This window comes from Nocardia sp. AB354, from assembly GCF_049538315.1.
GTDB lineage: Bacteria > Actinomycetota > Actinomycetes > Mycobacteriales > Mycobacteriaceae > Nocardia > Nocardia nova.
In genome coordinates, this window is the sequence record NZ_JBMVFU010000012.1 from 56286 (window position 1) to 78588 (window position 22303).

A 22303-nucleotide genomic window follows, 5' to 3' on the forward strand; every position below is an offset into this window, starting at 1 on the left:
GCAGCCACATACTCGGTCATTCCAGGAGGCGAGATGGCGAAGAAGGTGAAGGACCCGGCCGATCCGGGACCGGACCTCGCGCTGTATCTGATCTACATCGGTTTCGCGGTGGTCGGCACCCTGTGGGGCGCACTGCATCTGGGCAACAAGCTGTCGACGGTGCCCCAGGACGTGCCGATCAACCCGATCGCCTGCATCGCGAAGATCGCGCGGGGACAACTGACGTGGCCAACCGCCTCCACGGTGATCGTGCTGCTCGTCGTGCTCGTCGTCGTCGGCATCGTGTTCGTGCGGCGGGAGATGAAGAAGCGCCGCAGCCGCGGAAAACTGCCGGTGGACGACAAGGCCCAGTACATGGGGAGCGGCGGGGCGATCGCGGCACTCACCGAGGCCGGGGTGCGGGACAAGGCCCGGCAGCTGGGCGTGCGGCTCGGCTACGAGGATTCGCCCGGTGTGCCGATCGGTGTCGGGGTGGTCGACGGTGTGATGCTGTTCGGTTCGTACGAGGATTTGCATCTCGACATCTGGGGCCCCCGCCAGGGTAAGACCTCCGCGCGGGTCATTCCGGCGATCCTGTCCGCCATCGGCCCGGTCCTGGTCACCTCCAACAAGCGCGATGTGGTCGACGCGACCCGAGATGTGCGGGAGGGCAAGGGTTCTCGCACGTTCGTCTTCGACCCACAGGGCGTCGCGGGTGAAGAGCACGCCCTCTGGTATTGGGATCCGCTGGGCTGGGTGGACGCCCGGCACGAAGGATGTGAGATGCGAGCGGCACGACTCGCAGGTCACTTCGCCGACGCCGACGACGGTGGCGAAGGTACCCCCGACAGCTTCTTCGACCCGGAGGCCGAAGATCTGCTGGCGGGTATGTTCCTCGCTGCCGCCGTAGCCAACCGGTCGATCACCCAGGTGTGGGACTGGGTGACGGATCCGAGCGACACCGAATCCGTCCAGTTGTTGCGCGCCGCCGGGCACCATTACGTGGCCTCGGGTCTGGCACAGCAGTACAACGCCTCCGAACGGGTCCGTGACAGCATTTTCGGTACGGCGAAGAAGATGGTCCGCTGCCTGAAGTTGTCGAATGTGCACCAATGGGTCACGCCGGGCACCGATCGCTACGCGTTCGATGAATGGGACTTCCTGAACCGCAACGGAACCCTGTACTGCCTGTCGCTGGAGGGCCGCGGTTCGGCCGGCCCGCTGGTCAGTGCCCTCACCGAAGCGGTCGTCGACGTCGCGATGCGTAAGGCGACCCATGAACACATGGGCCGGCTCTCCATTCCGCTGCTCGCGGTGCTCGACGAGGCGGCCAACATCGTGCGCTGGAAGGATCTGCCGAAGCAGTACAGCCACTTCGGATCTCGCGGCATCGTCGTGATGACCGTCCTGCAGTCGTGGGCGCAGGGCGTGCGGTGCTGGGGTCAGGCCGGTATGGAGGCGCTGTGGGCGGCGGCCAATATCAAGGTCCTCGGCCCCGGCGTCGACGATATGGCATTCCTGGCGGCCCGTTCGGAGGCGATCGGCGACTACGACTCCATCTCGTCGTCGGTCTCGGAATCCAAAGGCGGCAAGAGTTATTCGCGTTCGCTGGGCTCCTCGCGGACCCTCAACGCGAACGCGCTGGCAACCCTGCCGCGCGGGCGGGCCGTGGTGTTCTCCTCGGGTGCGCCCGCGGTGCTCGTCCGGACCGTGCCGTGGTGGGAAGGGGAGTACGCTGCCGAGGTGCGCAAGTCGATCGAACAGCATGATCCGCAGCGTCGCACCACGATGAGCGACCTCGTGGGTGAGCGGACCGTCCTCGACGGCGGATCGATGCCCGGTGAGCCGCCCGAGACCTACGGACAGCCCGAGGAGGTTCGCCCGCTGTGAACGACCAGCCCCAGGACATGATCTACTCGAACGTGGTCGAGTTCGTGGAGAACTACCTCAGCCTCGTCTACCGGCGTCAGGTCACCGACCTCACCGATACGGTGTGGTGCCCCGAGTGGTGGAAGCACGCCGAGGCGGCCATGCGCCTCGAAGCACTCTGGCGCGCATGGGAGTACCTGCGCCAGGATCCGCAGACGGGGATGAGTGTGTGGTTCCTCGACCACGCGGACCCGCATATGGGGCGGTTGTTCGATCCGCGCGGGCCGTTCAAATACTGCAGTGTCCGCAACGGCCACAAGGATATGCTCAGCCCCCTCCCGCTCACCCCGCCGCAGCAGGGCATGTTCGGCGAACCCAGCAAGGCCGACCCGAACAAGGGCTGATCCGCGACCCGTCTCCGCGAGAACGACCGTCGCCGAAAACGACTGTGCCGCCACCCGTTCCGGGTCGGCGGCACAGTCGTGAGCGGGTTCGTCAGCGAGAACGATCGCGGCCGCGTTCGCGTTCGCGCATCCGCTCGTCGTGTTCACGCGCGCGGGTGACCCGCGGCGGTTCCTCCGGCCGGGTGCGGACCGCGGCCTGCGGCGGCTGCGCCTGACTGACGTCCATGAGCATGCGCACGGCCGCCAATTCCGGCGCCACCCCGACGCGGGACAGATGAGCGGCCAAGGCCTGGCGCCGCTCGGGGGAGTCGTAGCGGGTCAGTTCGCGTTCACGCGCCTTCTGCCGCTCGGCGGTGCGGGCGCCGCGCGCCACCCGGGAATGTTCCAGGCGGTCCTTCTCCAGCGAGATACCGCGTTCCAGGGCGGGCCGCTCGAGCATCCGGGCCAATTCCAGGTTGCGCGGATCCTTCGCCTTGGCTTCGCGAGCCTCGCGCAGCAACCGCTCCCGGGTCTCCTTGACCCGCTCCTGGGTGACCTTCACGCGCGCTTCGGCTTCTCGCTGACCACGTTCGCGGGTGCGCAGTGCGACCAGTGTCGCAAGCTGCAACATTTGCCTCATCAAAGCCGCTGTCTCGCGGCCGATGTCGTCGAGTTCCTCGGCCATTGCCTGCTCCCCGATGCTGCAGTTGTCTCTGTGGACGATTGTGGTGCTTCGTATCGGACTCCGCCACACGAACGCTCGATCCGTGGTGGCGGCGCCCCACCTTCAGCGCTGTCCGTTCTATGAGGTTACCAGCGCGGAGCAGGGCAGCCTAACCCCGGATCCGGTCCATCGCAGGCGGATCCGGGCCCGCGCCGGGGATCAGCTCAGCTGCATCGTCTTCACCGTGACCGGCTGCTTCGGCGCGCCGTCGCCGGTCGACGGGTCCTCGACGCCGTCCTTGGCGATGGCGTCGAGGGTCTTCAGCCCGGCCTCGTCGACGGTGCCGAAGATGGTGTACTGCGGCGGCAGCTGGGAATCGCCGTAGACGAGGAAGAACTGGCTGCCGTTGGTGTCGGGGCCGCTGTTGGCCATCGCCACCACACCACGCTTGTACTGCACCGGAACCCGCTGGGCGTTGGGGTCGCCGGGCGCGAATTGGTCGGTCGGGTACTCGTTGGGGAAGGCATAACCCGGCCCACCGTTGCCCTGACCGCTCGGATCACCGCACTGCAGCACCTTCAGTCCCTCGCCGGTGGTCAGGCGGTGGCAGGGGGTGCCGTCGTAGAACTTCTGCTGCACCAGGCTGACGAAACTGTTGACCGTGCAGGGCGATTCACCGGCGTTGAGCGAAATGCCGATCGGCCCCCGGTTGGTGTCGACGGCGACCTTCGGCGAGTCCGCGGTCGAGACCTCCGCCTGCTCGGGCTTGTGCACCGGTTTGGCGGCCTGGCCGGCATCGGTGTAGGCGCAGCTCACCGTCGCGGTCTTGGGCTTGGCCTCCGGCGGGGGAGCGGCCTGCGGGGTGGACGAGAGCGAGGCGTCGGGGGTCTTGGCCGCGGCGTTCGCGGTGTCGTCGCCGCGGGTCAGGTAGTAGATCCCGACGCCGGCCGCGACGACCACGACCACACCGAGCGCCGATCCGGCGATCGCCAGCTGCTTACGCTTGCGCGCACGCTGCGCCTGTCGCTCCAGTCGGCGTTCCAGCTTGCGCTTGGCCGCCGCTCGTCGCTGTTCGTTGGTCGGCACTACCCGGTCCTCCCGTGTCGGTTGCGTATCGGCATAAGAGTGTGCCATCACTTCCTGAGACGACCCCTAACTTCCCCGGATCGTTCCGTACAATCGCGCTGCTCGGCCTCGTGCTGGGTGAACCGGTTGGACTTGCCGCGTCCGGGTGGGGGAAACTGGACCATTGTGACCAAGACCAGCAGCTTCACCGCCCCGAAAGGGATTCCGGATTATGTGCCGCCCACCTCGGCGGAGTTCGTCGCCGTACGGGACGGGCTCGTGCACGCCGCGCGACTGGCCGGATACGGACATGTGGAGTTGCCGATCTTCGAGGACACCGCGCTGTTCGCGCGCGGTGTGGGCGAATCGACCGATGTGGTCACCAAGGAGATGTACACCTTCGCCGACCGCGGTGAACGCAGTGTGACCCTGCGGCCGGAGGGTACGGCCGGGGTCATGCGGGCGGTGATCGAACACGGCCTCGACCGCGGTCAGCTGCCGGTCAAGCTGTGCTATTCCGGCCCGTTCTTCCGCTACGAGCGGCCCCAGGCCGGACGTTACCGGCAGTTGCAGCAGGTGGGCGTGGAAGCGATCGGCGTCGACGATCCGGCGCTGGACGCCGAGGTGATCGCCATCGCCGACGCGGGCTTCCGGTCGCTGGGGCTCGAGGGCTTCCGGCTCGAGATCACCTCGCTCGGCGATGAGACCTGCCGGCCGCAGTATCGCGAACTTCTCCAGGAGTTCCTGTTCGCCCTGCCGCTGGACGAGGAGACCCGCCGCCGCGCCGAGATCAACCCGCTGCGGGTGCTCGACGACAAGCGCAAGGAGGTCCGCGCCCTCACCGGCGAGGCGCCGCTGATGCTCGACCACCTCTCCGACTCGGCGAAGGCGCACTTCGAGCAGGTGCTGGGCCACCTGGACGCGCTCGGCGTGCCGTATGTGGTCAACCCCCGCATGGTGCGCGGCCTGGACTACTACACCAAAACCACGTTCGAATTCGTGCACGACGGCCTGGGCGCGCAGTCGGGTATCGGCGGCGGTGGGCGCTACGACGGGCTGATGGCGGAACTGGGCGGCCAGCCGCTGTCCGGGATCGGGTTCGGACTCGGTGTCGACCGCACCATGCTGGCGTTGCAGGCCGAGGGTAAGGCCGCGGGCGAACCCGCGCGGGTCGATGTGTTCGGGGTGCCGCTCGGGGAGGCGGCGATGGCCCGGCTGGTGGTGCTCGCGGCCGACCTGCGCGCGGCCGGGATCCGGGTCGACCTGGCCTATGGCGGGCGTGGCGTGAAGGGCGCGATGAAGGCCGCCGACCGGTCCGGTGCGGCGTTCGCGCTGGTCCTCGGCGACCGGGACCTGGCCGACGAACAGGTGGGCTTGAAGGATCTCGGCTCCGGTGAGCAGCGCCAGATCCCGCTCGCCGAGGTGGTGGCGCAGGTGTCGGCGGCGCTGGGCGCGCAGCGGTAGTACGGCGCGGCCTCGTGAACGACGCGAATTCCGCGGCGCAGCAGCCGGTCGGCCTCGACCTCATCGCACCGGAGCTGTACGCGCCGATGCTGCGGCGGCTGGCGCTGGGTGCCATCGGTGCGGGTGTCGTCGTCGGCGTGGTGGTCGGGCTGGTCGTGAGCTGGCCGGCCGGTGTCGTGGTCGGCGCGGTGCTCGGCGCGCCGACGGCGATCTACGCGCTGGCGGTGCGGCGACGGCGAATGTGGTTGTCGGGCAGCGTGATCGAGGCTCGGACGCTGGTGGGGCGACGGCGACTCGACGTCGCCGCGGCGACGGGTGTCGAGGTGCTCGTGTATCCGGGACGGCTGAGCCGGATAGCGCTGCGGATCACCGCGGGCGGCCGGACCCAGACCGTGCCGCTGGCTATGTACACCGACGCCGGCAGCGGACGTGAACTGCACATCCTGGGATTGCGGAAGCTCGCCGACGCGCTTTCCTCCACCGAGTTGGCCGCCGCGCTGGCGCTGTCCGGATTGCTGGTCGGACAGTTGCGGGCCGAGGCTCGGGACGCCGGACTGGAGGAGCGGCCGCTGTATCGGGCGGTGCAGCTGGTGCGGGCGCGCGATATCGTGCAGCCGGTGCGGCTGAGCGACAGTGACATCGCCACACTGAGCCGAGATATCGCTTCCTGAGCGGCGATCGGTATGAAACGGACATAATTCGTCGGCTCGGAGCGCCGCGCGAACGATATGCCGTCACGGTTCGATAACGAGGTTCCGATCGGGAGCAGCGCGGGGCGAATCGGCATTTGCCCCGGTGGGCAACCTCTCGGCTTACTCCGCCGATTGTGATTCGCAGCTCCAGACCGGGGCTGTGACCACACCGGTATCCGGCAAGTCCGGGGTTTGACTCTTTCATGTCTGGAAATACTTATGCGCGCAGCGAACACTGAGAGTCGCAAGTCTTTCAGGATCGGAAGAGTTCGAACGAAGGGTTCGCCATGCATACCATCAAATTCCGCAAAGCAGCCGCGGTTGCCGCCATTGCAGTGGCCCTCGGTGCTGTCGTCGCCCCCGCCGCGTCTGCCGCGACCCCATCGGGCACCTCTCCGACGGCGAGCGACATCGACGGTTCCGTCGCGATCTGCGTCCCCTTGGGCAGTGTCGTATTCTGCATCTGAGCTACCGCGAGAAGGGGGGCCGCCGGAGGGGCGGCGCCCCTTCTCCGTGCTGTGAGTGGCGGGCGAGACCGCCGGCGGATCATCGAAATCGGTTGCGGGACGGTACCGATGCGCTAGCGCTGTCTGGTTGCTCACGGTGCCGGCTTTCGGCCGGTGAGGGTCGTTAGGGTGAAGATCGAAGCCGACCGTCGAGTTCTCGTGAACAAGGAGTTGTCGTGAGCAATGCCACCCGCACGCCCGTGACCGTCACCGTCACCGGAGCCGCCGGTCAGATCGCCTACGGGTTGCTGTTCCGCATCGCCTCCGGCGCCATGCTCGGCCCGCAGACGCCGGTGCGGCTGCGGTTGCTCGAGATTCCGGCGGCGGTCGGCGCCGTCGAGGGGGTGGCGATGGAGCTCGAGGACGGCGCCTTCCCGCTGCTCGATTCGATCGATATCAGCGACGATCCGTGGGTGGGATTCGACGGCGCCTCGGTCGCCGTTCTGGTCGGCGCCCGCCCGCGCACCGCGGGGATGGAGCGTTCGGATCTGCTGGCGGCCAACGGGCCGATCTTCACCGATCAGGGCGCGGCGATCAATGCCAGCGCGGCCGGCGACGTGAAGGTGCTGGTGGTCGGAAATCCGGCCAACACCAACGCCTTCATCGCGATGAGCAACGCACCCGACGTCCCGGCCGCGCGCTTCACGGCGTTGACCCGGCTCGACCACAACCGGGCCATCGCCCAGCTCGCCGCGCGCAGTGGCGCCCCGGCCGCCTCGATCACGCGAATGACGGTGTGGGGCAACCACTCCGCGACGCAGTATCCGGATATCAGCCACACACTGATCGGCGGCCAGCCCGCCGATCGCGTGGTCGATGATCCGGCCTGGGTGCGCGAGAGCTTCATTCCCACCGTCCAGCAGCGCGGTACGGCGATCATCGCCGCGCGCGGGGCGTCCTCGGCGGCCAGTGCGGCGAGTGCGGCCATCGACCACATTCACGATTGGGTGCTGGGCACGCCGGCCGGTGACTGGGTGTCGATGGCGGTGCCCTCCGACGGCTCGTACGGGGTGCCGGAGGGGCTCATCAGTTCGTTCCCCGTGACGTGCGCCGGCGGCGAGTACTCGATCGTGCCGGATCTCGAGATCGACGAATTCTCGCGCGAGCGTATCGATCTCAGCGTTGCCGAGCTGGCGGCCGAGCGCGAGGCGGTGATCGATCTCGGCTTCGCCAAGCGCGGCTGAGCCGATCGACCGCTCGCGCCGCCGATCACACCTTGGCGATGACCTTCTCCGCGTACTTCTCCAGATGCGCGATCTTGTCCGCGAGCGGCTCGGTGTCGTCGCCGGCGACGTAGGGGTAGCGGAAGCCGACGATCACGTCGGTGACGCCCTTGTCCTCGAGCCGCTTGATGCCGTCGGTGGTGTAGGCGTCCAGCGAGGCCGCATGAATCTCGAACGGCGTGGACGCGTCACGCTCGGAACGCAATTCGTTCAGCCGGGCGAGCATGCGGTCGAGATCCTCCGGATCGCCCCCGGCATGCATCCAGCCGTCGCACAGGCGCACGGCGCGCCGCAACGCGGCATCGCTGTGGCCGCCGACCAGGATCGGCAGCGGTTCGGTGGCACCCGGGGTGATCTTGATCTTCGGGATGTCGTAGAACTCGCCGTGGTATTCGAAGTACTCGCCCCGCGAGAGGCCGCGCACGATTTCGATGCATTCGTCCATGCGCTTGCCGCGCCGCTCGAACGGCACCCCCATGATCTGGAAGTCCTCGGGCCACGGGCTGATGCCGACCCCGAGCGAGAAGCGGTTGCCGCTGAGGTAGGCGAGGGACGCGGCCTGTTTGGCCACCAGCACCGGCGGGCGGATCGGCAGTTTCACCACGAAGGGGGTGAACCGCAGCGTGGTGGTCACCGCCGCCAGCGCGGCGGAGAGGATGAACGCCTCGATGAACGGTTTGCCGTCGAGGAATTCCCGGTTGCCGTCCGGGGTGTACGGGTAGGTCGAATCCGACTCCGCGGGATAGGCGACGCTGTCGGCGATGGTCATACTGTGGAATCCGGCCGCCTCGGCGGCCTGTGCCAGCGGTACGTAGTGCGCCGGATCGGTCATCGCCTCCGCGTAGGTGAAACGCATCGGTGGTCCTCTCGGGTGTTGCCGATATGAAACTAGAACAGATTCTAGTTGTGCTGGCGATCCTAGTGGGATAGGCAGTGCGTTGTCCCGAGTTCGGCCACTGATCGGGCTAATGAACCTGTTCTAAGTACGGCTCCCGACGACGAATGGCCCGGACCGTACGGTCCGGGCCATTCCGGGTGATGATTCGGCCGACGCGCCGCGGCGATCAGAGCTGGTCGTTCTCGTAATCGCTGATGAGCTCGTCGGAGTGGGTCTGGCCGATGACCTCGGGCGCGGTCTCTCCCAGCGGGCCGGTGAGGTCGGTGTTGCCGGTGAGGCTCTGGTAGTTCTGCACCGTGCGGCCGCGCTCGTCATCGGAGTTGCGCTGCCCGGCGGCCGGTGTGCCGCCGCCCATGAAACCCGAACCGGGCGTGCCCTGGCCGGGCATTCCGGGCATGCCCGGACCGAACGGCATCCCGGGGATTCCCGGCCGGGCGCCCGGAACCGAGGAGCCCAGGCCCGGTTTGGCCGCTGCGCCGCCACCGGACGCGGTGCCGCCGAGCCCGCCCATGAGACCGCTCAGCCCGCCGCCGGCACCGCTGCCGCTCATCGAACCCGGGTGCGCGCCGTTACCGCCGAAGGCGCTGGCATGCGTCGAAGCCCCGGGCAGGCCGGAACCGGTCAGGTCACCGAGACCGGCGGCCTGGGTGTCCGCGCTGCCGCCCGACAGCAGATTCTGGGCCTGCTCCACGATCGGCTGCCCGACGTTCTGCGCGACCGCCTGGGCGGCATCGGCCGCCTGCGGCGCGTACTGGCCGGCGAGCTGGTTGACCACATTCGCCAATTGGCCGGTGTAGCCGCCCAATTCGCCGCGGGTGGCGTTGACGATCGTGACCGCCTGGCCGAGATATTCGGTGGCCGTGGCGATCAGCGTGGCCTGACCGGGTGGAGTCAGGGCAACCGGCGCGAGCGCGGTGGCCTGGGTCGCGAACGACTGGGCGACCTGAGTGAGCTGGACGTTGCCGCGCTGCACCACCGACGCTGCCTCGTCGGTGAGTTTCGAGATGTCGAAGCCGCGCTGGCTGGCGTCCTCACCGTGCGCCTGGACCTGTTGGCCCGCCGCCTGGGCGCTACCGGCCGACTGGCCCTGCCAGACCTGCTCGACCGACTTCATCGCGCCCATGCCGATCTGCATGGCGCTCTGGATGACCTGCGAGGACTGGCTGAGCAGATCGGCCGGATTCAGGGCCCCCATCACACCGGTGCCGAAACTCGACAGCAGGTCGAGGAACGGTTTGAACAGCACGTCGAGACCCGGCAGCGCGGGCAGGGCCATACCGTTCATCAGCGCGGCCACCGGATCGGCGGGCATCGGCGGCAGATTCGCCGGCAATGCCGCGGCGACCGGGGCGCCGGCCTGCTGGACCGCGCCGGCGGCACCGTCGAGTGCGGCCGGCGCCTGGTTCAGCGCGGCCTGGGCCCCCTCGAGCACGTGCTGCGCGCCGGGCATTGCGCCGAGCGCTCCGGCGGCCTGATGCAGCGCCTCGTGGCCCGCGCCGAGCAGCGGCGACGCGGCGTCGCCCAGCACACCGGTATGGGCGTCGCCGGCATCGGGGGTGCCGGAACCTCCGCCGGGCAGGTGCGGAGCGCCGATTCCGTGGGAACCGTTGTCCTCGAACTCTTTCCGTGCGGTGGTGAAGGCCGGCGCCGATGCGGGCGCCGTATCCGGCGGCAGCTGTGGCAGCGGGATATCGGTGATCGGGCCCTGCTGTGCGGCCGAGGCCAGCACGGGATCCGGGGTGGATACAGGTGCGGCGGGCGCGATCGGTGAGGTGTCGGCGGCGGGTGCGGCCGGGGCGGCGATGACGCCGGAGTCGGTTCCGGAACCGATGGTGTGCACCGATCAGCCTCCGATCGCGTTGCCGATGGCGCCCAGGGCGCCGGCGGCGGCTCCGTCGTTGTCGCCGAGGATCGCGACGGTGCCGAATGCGGACTGTCCCAAGTGATTACATTTGGCCGACAGGTCGTTGACATCGCTGCAATGCAGTACCTGCGCGGCGGCGAACATCGCCAGATAGTCGGCGCCGATGAGCCCGAAAACGGGCGTCATCGCGGCTACATGCGTCGCGGTGTCCATATCGGCCGCTCCCGCGATTTCGGTTCCGATGCTCTGATGTGTCGCCCCGAACGCGCTGATCGCGCTCTGGTCGGCGGTGAGATCGCTCATCGAACTGCCCCCCAATCATCGTTGGTCAACTGAGTCGTCAACGTCGAACAAGCCTCGCGACCGGGCTTCGACCGGAGGCTGGGCTGGGCTCAATATAACCGACCCGGCCGACGCGATTCGAGTCCGACAAACTAGAACATGTTGCAAATTAGAACGGGTTCTATATTCTCGTCGCATGAAGGTCGCAGTCACCGGCGCAGCCGGCTTCCTTGGCACGAATCTGCTCCACCAGCTGGTGGAGCGCGGTCACGAGGTGACCGCCATCGACCGGGTAAGGCCCTCCGGCGCAACGGATCCGAGTGTGACTTGGGTGAGTGGCGACGTGCTGGATCCGGTGTCGATGCGTTCGGCACTGGCCGGGGCCGAGGTGGTCTACCACCTCGTCGCCGTGATCACCCTCGCGCATCGCAACGATCTGGCCTGGCGGGTGAACACCGAGGGAGTGCGGGTGGTGGCCGAAGCGGCACTCGCGGTCGGCGCCCGGCGCATGGTGCACGCGAGTTCGATCCACGCGTTCGATCAGTACACCTGCGGCGGCCGCATCGACGAGAACGCGCCGCGCTCGGTCGATCCGGGGTTGCCGGTCTACGACCGCTCCAAATTCCAGGGCGAGGTCGAATTGCGCGCGGTCGTCGACCGGGGGCTCGACGCCGTGATCTGCAATCCGACCGGTGTCTACGGCCCGGTCGACCACTCCGACTCCAGGATCAACACGACGCTGTGGGACGCCGCGCGCGGCCGGGTGCCGGTGATGATCGGCGGAGGATTCGATCTGGTCGACGTGCGTGACGTCGCCACCGGCCTGATTCTCGCGGGCGAGCGCGGGCGTACCGGCGAGAACTATCTGCTCTCGGGCGCGATGGTGACGATGCTCGAGGTCACCCAGCTCGCCGCCCAGGTCAACGGAAAGCGGGGCCCGCGCTTCGCCATCCCGGCCAAGGTGATCTCCGGTGCGCTGCCCGTGCTGGAACCGATCGGGAAGATGCTGGGCAGCGATCGGGTGTCGCGGGCGGCGATGGGCGCATTGCTGTCGGCGCCCGTGATCGACGGAACCAAGGCGCGGACCGAACTCGGATACCTGCCTCGGCCGACCGAGGAAACCGTGCGTGACCTGGTGGCTTTCTATAAGGGTGAGTCCGTGCGCACGGTCGCGAGCAGTATGGCCTGAGATCGTTGCGGGGCCGGCGCCGCGGCGTGCGCGGGGTGCGTCCGCGGCGCGGTCCTTGACATCGTATCGAACGGGTGTTCGACTGGATGGGTGCGATGGCAGAACCAGAACCCGGCAGCCGACGACGGCGCGCTTCCAGGGCTGGAGCGTGCCGGTTTCGTCCGCAGCGTGCAGACGCCGGAATTCGAGGGCGTCACCTTTCACGAGGTGCTGTGCAAGAGCGCGCTGAACAAGGTGCCGCAGCGTTCGGCGGTGCCGTTCGAATGGACGATCAATCCGATGCGCGGCTGTTCACACGCTTGCAGATACTGCTTCGCCCGGCCCACCCACGAATATCTGGACCTGGACGCCGGCCGTGATTTCGACACCCAGATCGTGGTCAAGACGAATGTGGCCGCGGTGCTGCGCCAGGAACTGCGCCGTCGCTCGTGGCGGCGCGAGCCGGTCGCGCTGGGCACCAATACCGATCCCTATCAACGGGCCGAGGGGCGCTATCGCCTGATGCCGGGGATCATCGCCGCCCTCACCGACGCGGGTACGCCGTTCTCGATTCTCACCAAGGGCACGTTGTTGCGGCGGGACCTGCCGCTGCTCGTGCAATCGGCCCAGGTGGTCCCGGTGAGTCTGGCAGTGTCGATCGCGACGGTCGATGAAGAACTGCACCGCGCGGTCGAGCCGGGTACGCCCGGCCCGCGGGCGCGGTTGGAACTGGTGCGCGCGCTGGCCGAGGCCGGATTCGACGTGAACGTGATGGTGGCTCCCGTCATTCCGTATCTCACCGACGACGTCGCCCACCTGGACCGGTTGCTCGGCGCGATCGCGGCGTCCGGCGGGGCGCGGGCCACCGTGCTGCCCATGCATCTGCGCGGCAGTACCCGGGGCTGGTTCCTGCAGTGGCTGGCCGACCATCACCCGGCGCTCCTGCGGCGATACCGGCAGTTGTACGGTCGTGGGGCGTACGTCACACCGGAGTATTCTGCGTGGTTACGGCAGCGGGTGGACCCGCTGCTCACCCGGTATCGGCTCGACCGGCACCGGGAACGACCGGCGCGGGGCCGGGCCGCGGGGCCCTCCGAGCCGGGCGATGACATACAGGCAGTACGGTCCGACCCGCAGTTGGCGTTGTTCGGTTGATCGCTCCGCCGGATACCGGCGGACCCACCGGCCCCTGGGGGCCCGGCCGCGTGCGGCCGAAATTCGTTGTACCGCATGCTCGCCGGGTTGTTCGTTCCACGGATTCTCCGGCGAGCCGCGGAGTAACTTGGCGTGTGGTACCTCATCCCTACGAGGAAGTGATGCAGGCGCATGGTGTCGAATCAGGGCGTTGACGGCCCCACCGGCAGCGAAAAATTGGAGAAGGTCGTCATCCGCTTCGCCGGTGATTCCGGCGACGGTATGCAGCTGACCGGAGACCGATTCACCCACGAGGCGGCCGCCTTCGGCAACGACCTCGCCACCCAGCCGAACTTTCCGGCCGAGATCCGAGCACCCCAGGGCACGCTCCCCGGGGTGTCGTCGTTCCAGATCCAGATCGCCGACTACGACATTCTCACCGCGGGCGATCAGCCCGACGTACTGGTCGCCATGAACCCGGCCGCGCTGAAGGCGAACGTCGACGATCTCGCACGGGGCGCGACGGTCATCGTCAATACCGACGAGTTCACCAAACGCACCCTCGCGAAAGTCGGCTACGAGCGAGATCCGCTGACCGACGACAGCCTCGGTGACTTCGTGGTGCACCGGGTGCCGATGACGTCGCTGACACTGGCCGCCACCGAACCGGCCGGAGTCGGCAAGAAGGACGGCCAGCGCGCGAAGAACATGTTCGCCCTGGGGCTGCTGTCGTGGATGTACGGCCGGCCGCTAGGCGGTACCGAGGCCTTCATGCGCGAGAAGTTCGCCGCCACGCCGGAAATCGGCGAGGCGAACGTGCTGGCGTTCCGGGCCGGCTGGAACTACGGCGAAACGACCGAAACCTTCGCCACCACATACGAAGTCGCGCCCGCCGCGTTGCCGCCGGGGACCTACCGGCAGGTCACGGGCAATACCGCCCTGGCCTACGGCGTGATCGCGGCCGGGCAGCTGTCCGGGCTACCGGTATTCCTGGGCACCTATCCGATCACGCCGGCCTCCGACATCCTGCACGAGCTGAGCAAGCACAAGAACTTCGGCGTGACCACCTTCCAGGCCGAGGACGAGATCGCGGGAATCGGTGCGGCACTGGGAGCTTCGATCGGCGGCGCACTCGGCGTGACCAGCACCTCGGGTCCCGGGCTGGCGCTCAAGAGCGAGACCATCGGGCTGGCGGTGATGACGGAACTGCCGCTGGTGATCATCGACGTCCAGCGCGGCGGGCCCTCGACCGGTCTGCCCACCAAGACCGAACAGGCCGATCTGCTGCAGGCGCTGTACGGGCGCAACGGCGAATCGCCCGTCGCCGTCGTGGCTCCCCGCTCACCGGCGGACTGTTTCGCCGCCGCGGTGGACGCGGCGCGGATCGCGCTCACCTATCGCACTCCGGTGCTGCTGCTGTCCGACGGCGCCATCGCCAACGGATCCGAACCCTGGTCGATTCCGCGGGTGTCCGACCTCGAGCCGATCGACCCGGCATTCGAGCCACCGGTGGACGACGGCGCCGCGGCCGGGGCACCGTTCCAGCCCTACGCGCGCGACCCCGAAACCCTCGCCAGGCCGCTGGCCAGGCCCGGCACCGGCGGCCTGGCCCACCGGATCGGTGGGCTCGAGAAGGCGGACGGCAGTGGCAACATCTCCTACGATCCGGCCAACCACGAACTGATGGTCCGCCTGCGTCAGGCGAAGATCGACGGCATCGCGGTGCCCGATCTCGAGGTCGACGACCCCGACGGCACCGCCGAATTGCTGCTGATCGGCTGGGGCAGTTCCTACGGCCCGATCGGTGAGGCGTGCCGGCGGGCGCGCCGCCGCGGCGTGCCGGTCGCGCAAGCACATCTGCGGCACCTCAATCCGCTCCCCGCCAATACCGGCGACGTGTTGCGGCGCTATCGCCGGGTAGTGGCGCCGGAGATGAACGGCGGCCAGCTCGCGCTGCTGCTGCGCGGCAAATACCTGGTCGACGTGCAGCCGTGGACGAAGGTGGCCGGGACCGCCTTCTCCGCCCAGGAGCTGGTCGGCGTCATCGATGCAGCACTGGACGGATCCATCGGCGAGCTGGAACAGAACAAGGCCTTCGATGCCCGGGCCCGGGCGACCTACCGCACGACAGGGGGATACCGATGACCATCCTCGACACCTCGCTCATCGGCGCCGATCTCGGCCTGACCGGCGTGTCCGGAGTACCCGGCGCCGAGGGGCCGCAGAAGGTCAAGGACTTCACGTCCGATCAGGAGGTGCGCTGGTGCCCGGGATGCGGTGACTACGTCATTCTCGCGACCGTCCGCGGCTTCCTCGCCGAGCTGGGTCTGCGGCGGGAAAACCTGATGTTCGTCTCGGGAATCGGATGTTCCAGCCGATTCCCCTACTACCTGGACGCCTACGGCATCCACTCCATCCACGGTCGCGCCCCGGCCATCGCCACCGGACTCGCGGTGACCAGGCCGGATCTGTCGGTCTGGGTGGTCACCGGCGACGGCGACGCCCTCTCGATCGGCGGCAATCACCTGATCCACGCGCTGCGCCGCAACGTGAACATGACGATCCTGCTGTTCAACAACCGGATCTACGGCCTGACCAAGGGCCAGTACTCACCGACCTCCGAATTGGGGAAGGTGACCAAGTCGACGCCGCTCGGTTCGATCGACCATCCGTTCAACACATTGTCGGTGGCGCTGGGAGCGGAGGCGAGTTTCGCCGCGCGCGCCCTCGACTCCGATCGCGCCGGCCTCACCGAGGTGCTGCGCGCCGCGGCCGAACACCGCGGGACTTCGTTCGTGGAGATCCTCCAGGATTGCCCGATCTTCAACGACGGCTCCTTCGACGCGCTGCGCCGCGACAACGCCGAATCGCACCTCATCCGCTTGCGGCACGGGGAACCGATCCGGTTCGGCGCCGACGGTGAATTCGCGGTGGTACGCAACGGTTTCGGGCTCGAGGTCGTCGCGACCGCGGAGGTTGCCGAGAGCGAGATCGTGGTGCACGACGCCCACTGCGAACGATCCGAATACGCCTATGCGCTCTCGCGGTTGACCTCCCAGGACCTGACTCACGTCCCGATCGGCATCTTCCGCGACGTCACCCGCCCCACCTACGACGACGGGGTCCGTGCGCAAACCGCGATGGCCGTCGAGCGCAAACCGGTTGGGCCGCAGTCGCTTCAGGACCTGTTGAACGGCAGGGAAACCTGGACGGTCGGCTGAGCCGGCCGGGCCGGCTCAGCGGTCGGCGACGAAGGCGTCGACCAATTTCTTGCACAGGTCTGCGAAACGGCTGCGGTCGGCCTTCTGTGCGTCGGTGAGTCCGTCGGTGCCGCCGGGGGAGTACACCACCAGATGCACATCCTGGTCGGGTGTGGCTCCCAGGAAGTCGAGCAGGGTGGTTCCGCCGTTGCCGTCCTTGGGCATGCCCAGATCCGCTGCCGCCAGCTTCTTGGCGTCCTCGGCGGCGGCGTGGACGGCGTCGAGGGAGACGTGTCCGTTGCGCTGCCGCGGTGCCTTGTCGGCCGGACGATCCGGATCGGCGGCGTCGGGGCTGTCGACCGCATGCCCGTCGGAATAGACGAGCAGGGTCGGGACCGGGGTCACCCCGGCGTGCTCCCCGCCCGGGATCGTGGTCAGAGCCACCGACAGTCCGGCCGCGGGTTCGTCGGCCACGGCGGTCATCGCGCCGCCGGCGATCGTCAGCGCCGCGGCGCATACCGCCACGGCCGCCCGCACACCCGGCAATCCTCGTCTCGCACCGCCGAATTCCCGCACAGTGTTCACTTCTGCCCTCCACCCGTCTCGGTCTCGCCGACCATTGTGAACCGCACCGCTACCGACATCCGAGCGACCCGCCCGCTCGAAGAGCTGGCCGCCCACGCTCAGCGCAGGGCCGGCGGATTGTTCAGATCCGCTGCCGAGAAGGTGTCACACGCCGCGACCTGGCCGTTCCGGTAGCCGGTCAGGAACCATTTCTGCCGTTCGGTGGACGAACCGTGCGTCCATCCTTCCGGATTCACCCGCCCGGTGGCAGCCTTCTGGATCCGATCGTCGCCGACCGCCGCCGCGGCGGAGAGCGCGTCTTGGATATCGTTGTCGGACAACGGCTTCAGCAGCGGCTGGGATCCGCCGGGCGCCGGTGTCTTGTCCGCGTAGCTCGCCCACAGGCCCGCGTAGCAATCGGCCTGCAATTCCAGGCGAACCGATCCCGAGTCGGGGCCTTTGGGATCGCGCTGGGCACGGCCGCTGTCGCCCAGCAGGTTCTGGATGTGGTGCCCGAACTCGTGCGCCACCACGTACTCCTCGGCCAGCGGACCACCCGCCGCACCGAACTTGTCCCGCAGCTCCTGGAAGAACCCGGTATCGAAATAGGCCTTGCGGTCCGCCGGGCAGTAAAAGGGTCCGACAGCGCTGGTCGCATTGCCGCATCGAGTGTTGACCGAGCCGGTGAACAGCGTCACACCGGGCTTCGTGTACTGCACCCGGGTCTGACGCGGCAGCACCCCGCCCCAGACGCCGTCGAGACTCTGCGCGGTCAGCACCACCCGGCACTGCGCATACCGGTTCGCGTCACCGTTGGTTTTGCAGACGGAGGTGTCGACACCGCCGGTCTGCGTTCCCGATGTCCCGCTGCCGACCAGATTGCCCGGATTCACGCCGAACAGAACCGCCAGAATCAGCACGATCAGGCCACCGCCACCGCCCAGGGCGAGTTTGGGACCCATTCCGCCTCCGGTGGAGACCCGGTCCGGATCGATATCCATACCTTCGTTGAAGGTCATCGTTGCTGCTCCTGTGGATCGAGTGGGCTGCTCGGCGCTCGGTCAGCCGAAACAACCTTTACAGCTTTACATGAGCGCCCGCGGCTCGAGGGCCGAGTGGCTTTCGTGTCCGCCGAGTGCCCCGACGGCGAACCCCGCGGACGCGACGGCGGATCCGCGGGTGCCCGCCGTCGGGGCCGAGGCGTGCGCGACCCGGCGGGACGCGGGAGCCGGATATCGGTTTCCGTCCGCCGAACCTGTCTCACTACCATGGGGGCGCACCAGGTCATCCCGCGCCCGGTGCACCGTGTCGTCGAAAGGAATCCCGTGCTGCGCACCCACTTGGCTGGTTCGCTGCGAAGCGAGCACGCCGGTCTGACCGTCACCCTCACCGGCTGGGTGGCCCGGCGGCGAGACCACGGTGGCGTGATCTTCATCGATCTGCGCGATGCGTCGGGGGTCGCGCAGGTGGTCTTCCGCGAGGGTGAGCCGGCCGAGCAGGCCCACAGGCTGCGCGCGGAGTACTGCGTGCGGGTCACCGGTGTGGTCGAGGCGCGTCCGGACGGCAGTGAGAACCCGAACCTGCCCACGGGTGCGATCGAGGTGAACGTCACCGAACTCGAGGTGCTCAACGAGGCCGCGCCGCTGCCGTTCCAGCTCGACGATCAGCCCGGTGAGGAGGCGCGCCTGAAGTATCGCTACCTCGATCTGCGCCGCGAGGGCCCCGCCCACGCCATCCGGCTGCGGTCGAAGGTCAACGCCGCGGCCCGCGAGGTGCTGGCCCAGCACGCGTTCGTGGAGGTCGAGACTCCGACGATGACGCGGTCCACCCCCGAGGGCGCGCGTGACTTCGTGGTGCCCGCACGCCTGCAGCCCGGCAAGTTCTACGCCCTGCCGCAGAGCCCGCAGCTGTTCAAGCAGTTGCTGATGGTCTCCGGTGTGGAGCGCTACTACCAGATCGCCCGCTGCTACCGCGACGAGGATTTCCGCGCCGACCGCCAGCCCGAGTTCACCCAGCTCGACCTGGAGATGAGCTTCGTGACGCAGGAGGATGTGATCCTGCTGGCCGAGGACATCCTGGTCGCGCTGTGGAAGCTGATCGGCCACGAGATCCCGACCCCTATTCCGCACATGACCTACGCCGAGTCGATGCGCCGCTACGGCACCGACAAGCCCGACCTGCGCTTCGGCATCGAGATCACCGAATGTGCCGAGTACTTCAAGGACACGCCCTTCCGGGTCTTCCAGGCGCCGTATGTCGGCGCGGTGGTGATGCCGGGTGGGGCCAGCCAGCCGAGGCGCCAGCTCGACGCCTGGCAGGAGTGGGCCAAGCAGCGCGGGGCCAAGGGCCTGGCCTATATCCTGGTCGGCGAAGACGGCACCCTCGGCGGCCCGGTCGCCAAGAACCTGTCCGACGCCGAACGCGAGGGGCTGGCAAAGCACGTCGGTGCCGCGCCGGGCGACTGCATCTTCTTCGGCGCCGGAGAGGAGAAGTCGAGCCGGGCGCTGCTGGGCGCGGCGCGTGGCGAGATCGCGCGCAAGTGCGGCCTGATCGACGAGGACGCCTGGGCGTTCGTGTGGATCGTGGACGCGCCGATGTTCGAACCCGCCGCCGACGCCACCGCGAGCGGTGATGTGGCCCTTGGGCATTCGGCCTGGACCGCGGTGCACCATGCGTTCACCTCGCCGAAGCCGGAGTCCATCGACACCTTCGACACCGATCCCGGCTCGGCGCTGGCCTACGCCTACGACATCGTCTGCAACGGCAACGAGATCGGCGGCGGCAGCATCCGCATCCATCGCCGCGACGTGCAGGAGCGGGTGTTCGAGGTCATGGGCATCAGCCACGACGAGGCGCAGGAGAAATTCGGATTCCTGTTGGACGCCTTCGCTTTCGGCGCGCCGCCGCACGGTGGTATCGCCTTCGGCTGGGACCGCATCACCGCACTGCTGGCCGGAGTGGATTCGATCCGCGAGGTCATCGCGTTCCCGAAGTCCGGCGGCGGTGTGGACCCGCTGACCGACGCGCCGGCCCCGATCACCGCGCAGCAGCGCAAGGAAGCCGGGCTCGACGTGGTGCTCGACGAGCACGGCAAGCCGAAGACCACGTAGGTCCGATCCGCGAACCGCTTCGATCCGAACCCGTGAGCGCCGCCGTGGTTGGGGGCAGCCGCGGCCGCGCACCGGTTAGTCTGCAGATCGTCCGGCGCCACTCGGTGCCGGACGATCTGCCGACGACAGGGGATTGAGGTGCTGCACCTGCGGGCGGTGTGCCCACCGGAGTCGACCGACGCCGCGGTGACCGCGCTGCGGTCAGAGCCCGGCGCCACGCTCATCACCGTGCAGCGCGGCGCCTCGGTCGAACCGCCCGGTGATCTCGTCCAAGCCGATATCGCGCGCGAGTCGGCCAACGACGTGCTGGCCGGTCTGCGCGGGCTGGGCATCAACGACTACGGCGGCATCATGCTCTCCCCGGTGGAAACGGTGCTGTCGACCCCGGCCGACCGCGCGGTCGAGGCGGCGCCGGGCGATCCGTCGGATGCGATCGTCTGGGAGGAGCTGCTCGCCCAGACCCACGAGGAATCGACGCTCAGCCCCACATTCCTGTCGTTCATCACGATCGCGTGCCTGCTGGCCGTCGTCGGTGTGGCCACCGATTCGCCGGTGACGGTCGTCGGCGCCATGGTGGTCGGCCCCGAGTTCGGGCCGCTGGCCGCCATCGCGGTCGCGGTGGTGCGCAGGAACTTTCGCCTCGCCCGCCGCTCGATCCTGGCCTTGCTGATCGGCTTCCCGGTGGCGATGGGGATCGCGGCACTGGCCTCACTGGTGTGGGAACAGTTCGGCTGGATCACCGTCGATCGCATCCACGCCATCCGCAACGTGGACTTCATCTACGAGGTGGGGCCGTTTTCACTGGTGGTGGCCCTGCTCGCGGGTGCGGCGGGGATGATGTCGCTGGTGACCGCGAAGTCGGCGGCGCTGGTCGGGGTGTTCATCTCGGTGACGACGATTCCGGCCGCGGGTTTCGCCGCGGTCGCCGCCACCGTCGGCGAATGGCACAAGGCCTTCGAGTCGATCGGCCAGCTGGGCGTGAACATGGTCGGCATCGTCGTGGCGGGCATCATCGTGCTGCAACTGCGTCCCCACCACGGGCACGCGCTGGGCCCGCCACGTCCGAAGCGGCTGAATGTGCTGGCGCGCTGGTGGTCCGGCGACGACCGCTGAGCCGGCGGCCGACTCAGGCGATCAATCCGCCGGTGAGCATCCGGTAGGAGTAGGTGACCGCGATAACAGTGAGCGGTCCCACCACCAGCAGGCCGATGCCGCACAGTGCGGTGGCGACGATGGTCAGCGCGGCGACGGTCAGGGCCAGCAGCAGCGTCGGGACGAAATTCGAGACCACCAGTTGCACACTGGCTTTGATCGCGCTGAACGGATCGAGGTCCTGGTCGATGACGTAGTGCAGCGAGAACATGCACAGATAGCCGACGATGAGTGCCGGCACGATGCACAACACCGCGCCGACGCAGGCCGCCACGAAGACGAGCAGCGCGGTGATCAGCACGTTGCCGGCGTTGACGAAGCCGAAGAACGAGGCGAAATCCGGTGGTGTGCCGTCGGTTTCGTACAACGCGCCGCGAATCATCGCCGCCTGCAGCAGCCAGACCACGACCGCCGCGAGCAAGCCGATCAGCATCACCGGCATCAGCGAGTTCATATGCGTGACGTTCACCACCACCGTCACCATCAGATAGGCGACGAATCCGACGAGCGTGATCGCGACCCAGGGAATCGGATTGGCGCGGAAGCGATCCCACGCGAAGCTGAGCGCCCGGCCGATATTGAGACCCGGTGCCGCGGCGTAGCCCGGTCCGCCGGGGTATCCCTGCGGCGCGCCGTAACCGGGCGCGCCCTGTGGCGGCATGCCGTTATCCGGTGCGCCCCAGGTCGGATCGGCGGGCGGCGGATAGGCGCCCGGCGGGACGCTGCCGGGCGGACCGTAGGTGGGCCCGGGTTGTCCCTGTGCTCCGGACGCCACCGGGGGCACCCCGCCCGGAGTGACCGGCGGCGGCTCGCCCGGCGCCCCGCCGTACCGGGAGGCGCCGTACTGCGGGGCCCCGGTGCCCTCGAACTGCGGATATCCCGTGGCTCCGGCCATTTCGGGCCCGCCCGGCGTTGCGGGATGTTCGCCTGTCCCGGCGCCGGGTCGTCCTGGACCGGTGGGATGCTGCCCGGGCCGGCTCTCCGGTCGCCGTTCACCGCCTTCGCCGGTGTCGCGGGGTGCGGACTGCGGGGAGTCGGTCATCGTCGGACCTTTCGAATCACCTGGGTTCTGGTGCGGCACACTGC

The 22303-nt window shown here is 68.5% G+C and carries 19 protein-coding genes; 11 read left to right on the top strand and 8 right to left on the bottom strand.

Annotated elements, in window-relative coordinates; all coding sequences use genetic code 11:
* Window positions 1-33 precede the first annotated feature (33 nt).
* Window positions 34-1869 carry a type IV secretory system conjugative DNA transfer family protein gene (locus tag ACPCUW_RS18870; protein ID WP_030513940.1) on the top strand — a complete coding sequence of 612 codons (1836 nt, stop codon included), beginning with the start codon at window positions 34-36 and terminating at the stop codon, window positions 1867-1869.
* Complete coding sequence (locus ACPCUW_RS18875; RefSeq protein ID WP_227463134.1) at window positions 1866-2252, top strand: DUF4913 domain-containing protein; 387 nt, start codon at window positions 1866-1868, stop codon at window positions 2250-2252. The genes ACPCUW_RS18870 and ACPCUW_RS18875 overlap by 4 nt, the downstream gene beginning before the upstream one ends.
* Before the next feature lie 91 nt (window positions 2253-2343).
* Here the strand turns inward: ACPCUW_RS18875 and ACPCUW_RS18880 are convergent, their stop codons facing one another.
* Both ACPCUW_RS18880 and ACPCUW_RS18885 read right to left on the bottom strand, forming a co-directional pair.
* Window positions 2344-2916, bottom strand: a complete 573-nt coding sequence (locus tag ACPCUW_RS18880; protein ID WP_063019267.1) for a hypothetical protein — start codon at window positions 2914-2916, stop codon at window positions 2344-2346.
* A gap of 198 nt (window positions 2917-3114) precedes the next feature.
* Complete coding sequence (locus tag ACPCUW_RS18885) at window positions 3115-3981, bottom strand: peptidylprolyl isomerase (protein ID WP_030513943.1); 867 nt, start codon at window positions 3979-3981, stop codon at window positions 3115-3117.
* A 165-nt stretch (window positions 3982-4146) separates the two neighbouring features.
* Here ACPCUW_RS18885 and hisS point away from each other — a divergent pair, with 165 nt between their 5' ends.
* From hisS to ACPCUW_RS18900, 3 genes are all read left to right on the top strand, one after another.
* Window positions 4147-5424, top strand: coding sequence for a histidine--tRNA ligase (hisS, locus tag ACPCUW_RS18890; protein ID WP_064902610.1), 1278 nt, complete (start codon window positions 4147-4149; stop codon window positions 5422-5424).
* Window positions 5425-5438: 14 nt separating this feature from the next.
* A complete protein-coding gene (locus ACPCUW_RS18895) occupies window positions 5439-6095 on the top strand; it encodes a hypothetical protein (RefSeq protein WP_423426187.1) in 657 nt (218 codons plus the stop codon).
* A gap of 703 nt (window positions 6096-6798) precedes the next feature.
* Window positions 6799-7806: a malate dehydrogenase gene (locus ACPCUW_RS18900; RefSeq protein WP_063019259.1), complete on the top strand. Its 1008-nt coding sequence runs from the start codon at window positions 6799-6801 to the stop codon at window positions 7804-7806.
* Between the two features lie 25 nt (window positions 7807-7831).
* Here ACPCUW_RS18900 and ACPCUW_RS18905 read toward each other — a convergent pair whose 3' ends face one another.
* The 3 genes from ACPCUW_RS18905 to ACPCUW_RS18915 all read right to left on the bottom strand — a co-directional run bounded on the left by ACPCUW_RS18905 (window position 7832) and on the right by ACPCUW_RS18915 (window position 10910).
* Window positions 7832-8701 (bottom strand): TIGR03619 family F420-dependent LLM class oxidoreductase, encoded by an 870-nt coding sequence (locus ACPCUW_RS18905; protein ID WP_063014369.1) that lies wholly within the window; start codon window positions 8699-8701, stop codon window positions 7832-7834.
* Between the two features lie 208 nt (window positions 8702-8909).
* A complete protein-coding gene (locus ACPCUW_RS18910) occupies window positions 8910-10583 on the bottom strand; it encodes a hypothetical protein (protein WP_423426189.1) in 1674 nt (557 codons plus the stop codon).
* 3 nt (window positions 10584-10586) lie between these two features.
* Window positions 10587-10910: a type VII secretion target gene (locus ACPCUW_RS18915; protein ID WP_030513950.1), complete on the bottom strand. Its 324-nt coding sequence runs from the start codon at window positions 10908-10910 to the stop codon at window positions 10587-10589.
* Between the two features lie 175 nt (window positions 10911-11085).
* Here ACPCUW_RS18915 and ACPCUW_RS18920 point away from each other — a divergent pair, with 175 nt between their 5' ends.
* From ACPCUW_RS18920 to ACPCUW_RS18935, 4 genes are all read left to right on the top strand, one after another.
* A complete protein-coding gene (locus tag ACPCUW_RS18920) occupies window positions 11086-12078 on the top strand; it encodes an NAD-dependent epimerase/dehydratase family protein (protein WP_064908893.1) in 993 nt (330 codons plus the stop codon).
* A 90-nt stretch (window positions 12079-12168) separates the two neighbouring features.
* Window positions 12169-13212 carry an Rv2578c family radical SAM protein gene (locus tag ACPCUW_RS18925; protein ID WP_423426190.1) on the top strand — a complete coding sequence of 348 codons (1044 nt, stop codon included), beginning with the start codon at window positions 12169-12171 and terminating at the stop codon, window positions 13210-13212.
* A gap of 171 nt (window positions 13213-13383) precedes the next feature.
* Entirely contained in the window at window positions 13384-15336 is a 1953-nt protein-coding gene (locus tag ACPCUW_RS18930) for a 2-oxoacid:acceptor oxidoreductase subunit alpha (RefSeq protein WP_064906034.1), read from the top strand.
* The gene (locus ACPCUW_RS18935) at window positions 15333-16412 is read left to right on the top strand and encodes a 2-oxoacid:ferredoxin oxidoreductase subunit beta (RefSeq protein WP_423426191.1); all 1080 of its coding nucleotides are present in this window, start codon (window positions 15333-15335) and stop codon (window positions 16410-16412) included. The genes ACPCUW_RS18930 and ACPCUW_RS18935 overlap by 4 nt, the downstream gene beginning before the upstream one ends.
* 15 nt (window positions 16413-16427) lie before the next feature.
* On the opposite strand, the gene ACPCUW_RS18940 is transcribed toward ACPCUW_RS18935, so the two are convergent.
* Window positions 16428-16976, bottom strand: a complete 549-nt coding sequence (locus tag ACPCUW_RS18940; RefSeq protein WP_423426193.1) for a hypothetical protein — start codon at window positions 16974-16976, stop codon at window positions 16428-16430.
* A gap of 98 nt (window positions 16977-17074) precedes the next feature.
* Complete coding sequence (gene ypfJ / locus ACPCUW_RS18945) at window positions 17075-17974, bottom strand: KPN_02809 family neutral zinc metallopeptidase (protein ID WP_423426194.1); 900 nt, start codon at window positions 17972-17974, stop codon at window positions 17075-17077.
* 306 nt (window positions 17975-18280) lie between these two features.
* Between ypfJ and aspS the strand changes: the two genes are divergently transcribed.
* Both aspS and ACPCUW_RS18955 read left to right on the top strand, forming a co-directional pair.
* The gene (gene aspS, locus ACPCUW_RS18950; RefSeq protein ID WP_423426195.1) at window positions 18281-20065 is read left to right on the top strand and encodes an aspartate--tRNA ligase; all 1785 of its coding nucleotides are present in this window, start codon (window positions 18281-18283) and stop codon (window positions 20063-20065) included.
* Between the two features lie 138 nt (window positions 20066-20203).
* On the top strand, window positions 20204-21178 hold the full coding sequence (locus tag ACPCUW_RS18955; protein WP_064906038.1) for a DUF389 domain-containing protein: 975 nt from the start codon (window positions 20204-20206) through the stop codon (window positions 21176-21178).
* Window positions 21179-21191: 13 nt separating this feature from the next.
* Here ACPCUW_RS18955 and ACPCUW_RS18960 read toward each other — a convergent pair whose 3' ends face one another.
* Complete coding sequence (locus ACPCUW_RS18960; RefSeq protein WP_423426196.1) at window positions 21192-22259, bottom strand: hypothetical protein; 1068 nt, start codon at window positions 22257-22259, stop codon at window positions 21192-21194.
* Window positions 22260-22303 lie beyond the last annotated feature (44 nt).

Excerpts from the sequence above, each read along its gene's own strand:
- ACPCUW_RS18870 (WP_030513940.1), top strand. The coding sequence starts at position 34 with ATGGCGAAGAAGGTGAAGGACCCGGCCGATCCGGGACCGGACCTCGCG.
- ACPCUW_RS18880 (WP_063019267.1), bottom strand. The coding sequence starts at position 2,916 with ATGGCCGAGGAACTCGACGACATCGGCCGCGAGACAGCGGCTTTGATG.
- ACPCUW_RS18905 (WP_063014369.1), bottom strand. The coding sequence starts at position 8,701 with ATGCGTTTCACCTACGCGGAGGCGATGACCGATCCGGCGCACTACGTA.
- ACPCUW_RS18915 (WP_030513950.1), bottom strand. The coding sequence starts at position 10,910 with ATGAGCGATCTCACCGCCGACCAGAGCGCGATCAGCGCGTTCGGGGCG.
- ACPCUW_RS18920 (WP_064908893.1), top strand. The coding sequence starts at position 11,086 with ATGAAGGTCGCAGTCACCGGCGCAGCCGGCTTCCTTGGCACGAATCTG.
- ACPCUW_RS18930 (WP_064906034.1), top strand. The coding sequence starts at position 13,384 with ATGGTGTCGAATCAGGGCGTTGACGGCCCCACCGGCAGCGAAAAATTG.
- ACPCUW_RS18935 (WP_423426191.1), top strand. The coding sequence starts at position 15,333 with ATGACCATCCTCGACACCTCGCTCATCGGCGCCGATCTCGGCCTGACC.
- ypfJ (WP_423426194.1), bottom strand. The coding sequence starts at position 17,974 with ATGACCTTCAACGAAGGTATGGATATCGATCCGGACCGGGTCTCCACC.
- ACPCUW_RS18960 (WP_423426196.1), bottom strand. The coding sequence starts at position 22,259 with ATGACCGACTCCCCGCAGTCCGCACCCCGCGACACCGGCGAAGGCGGT.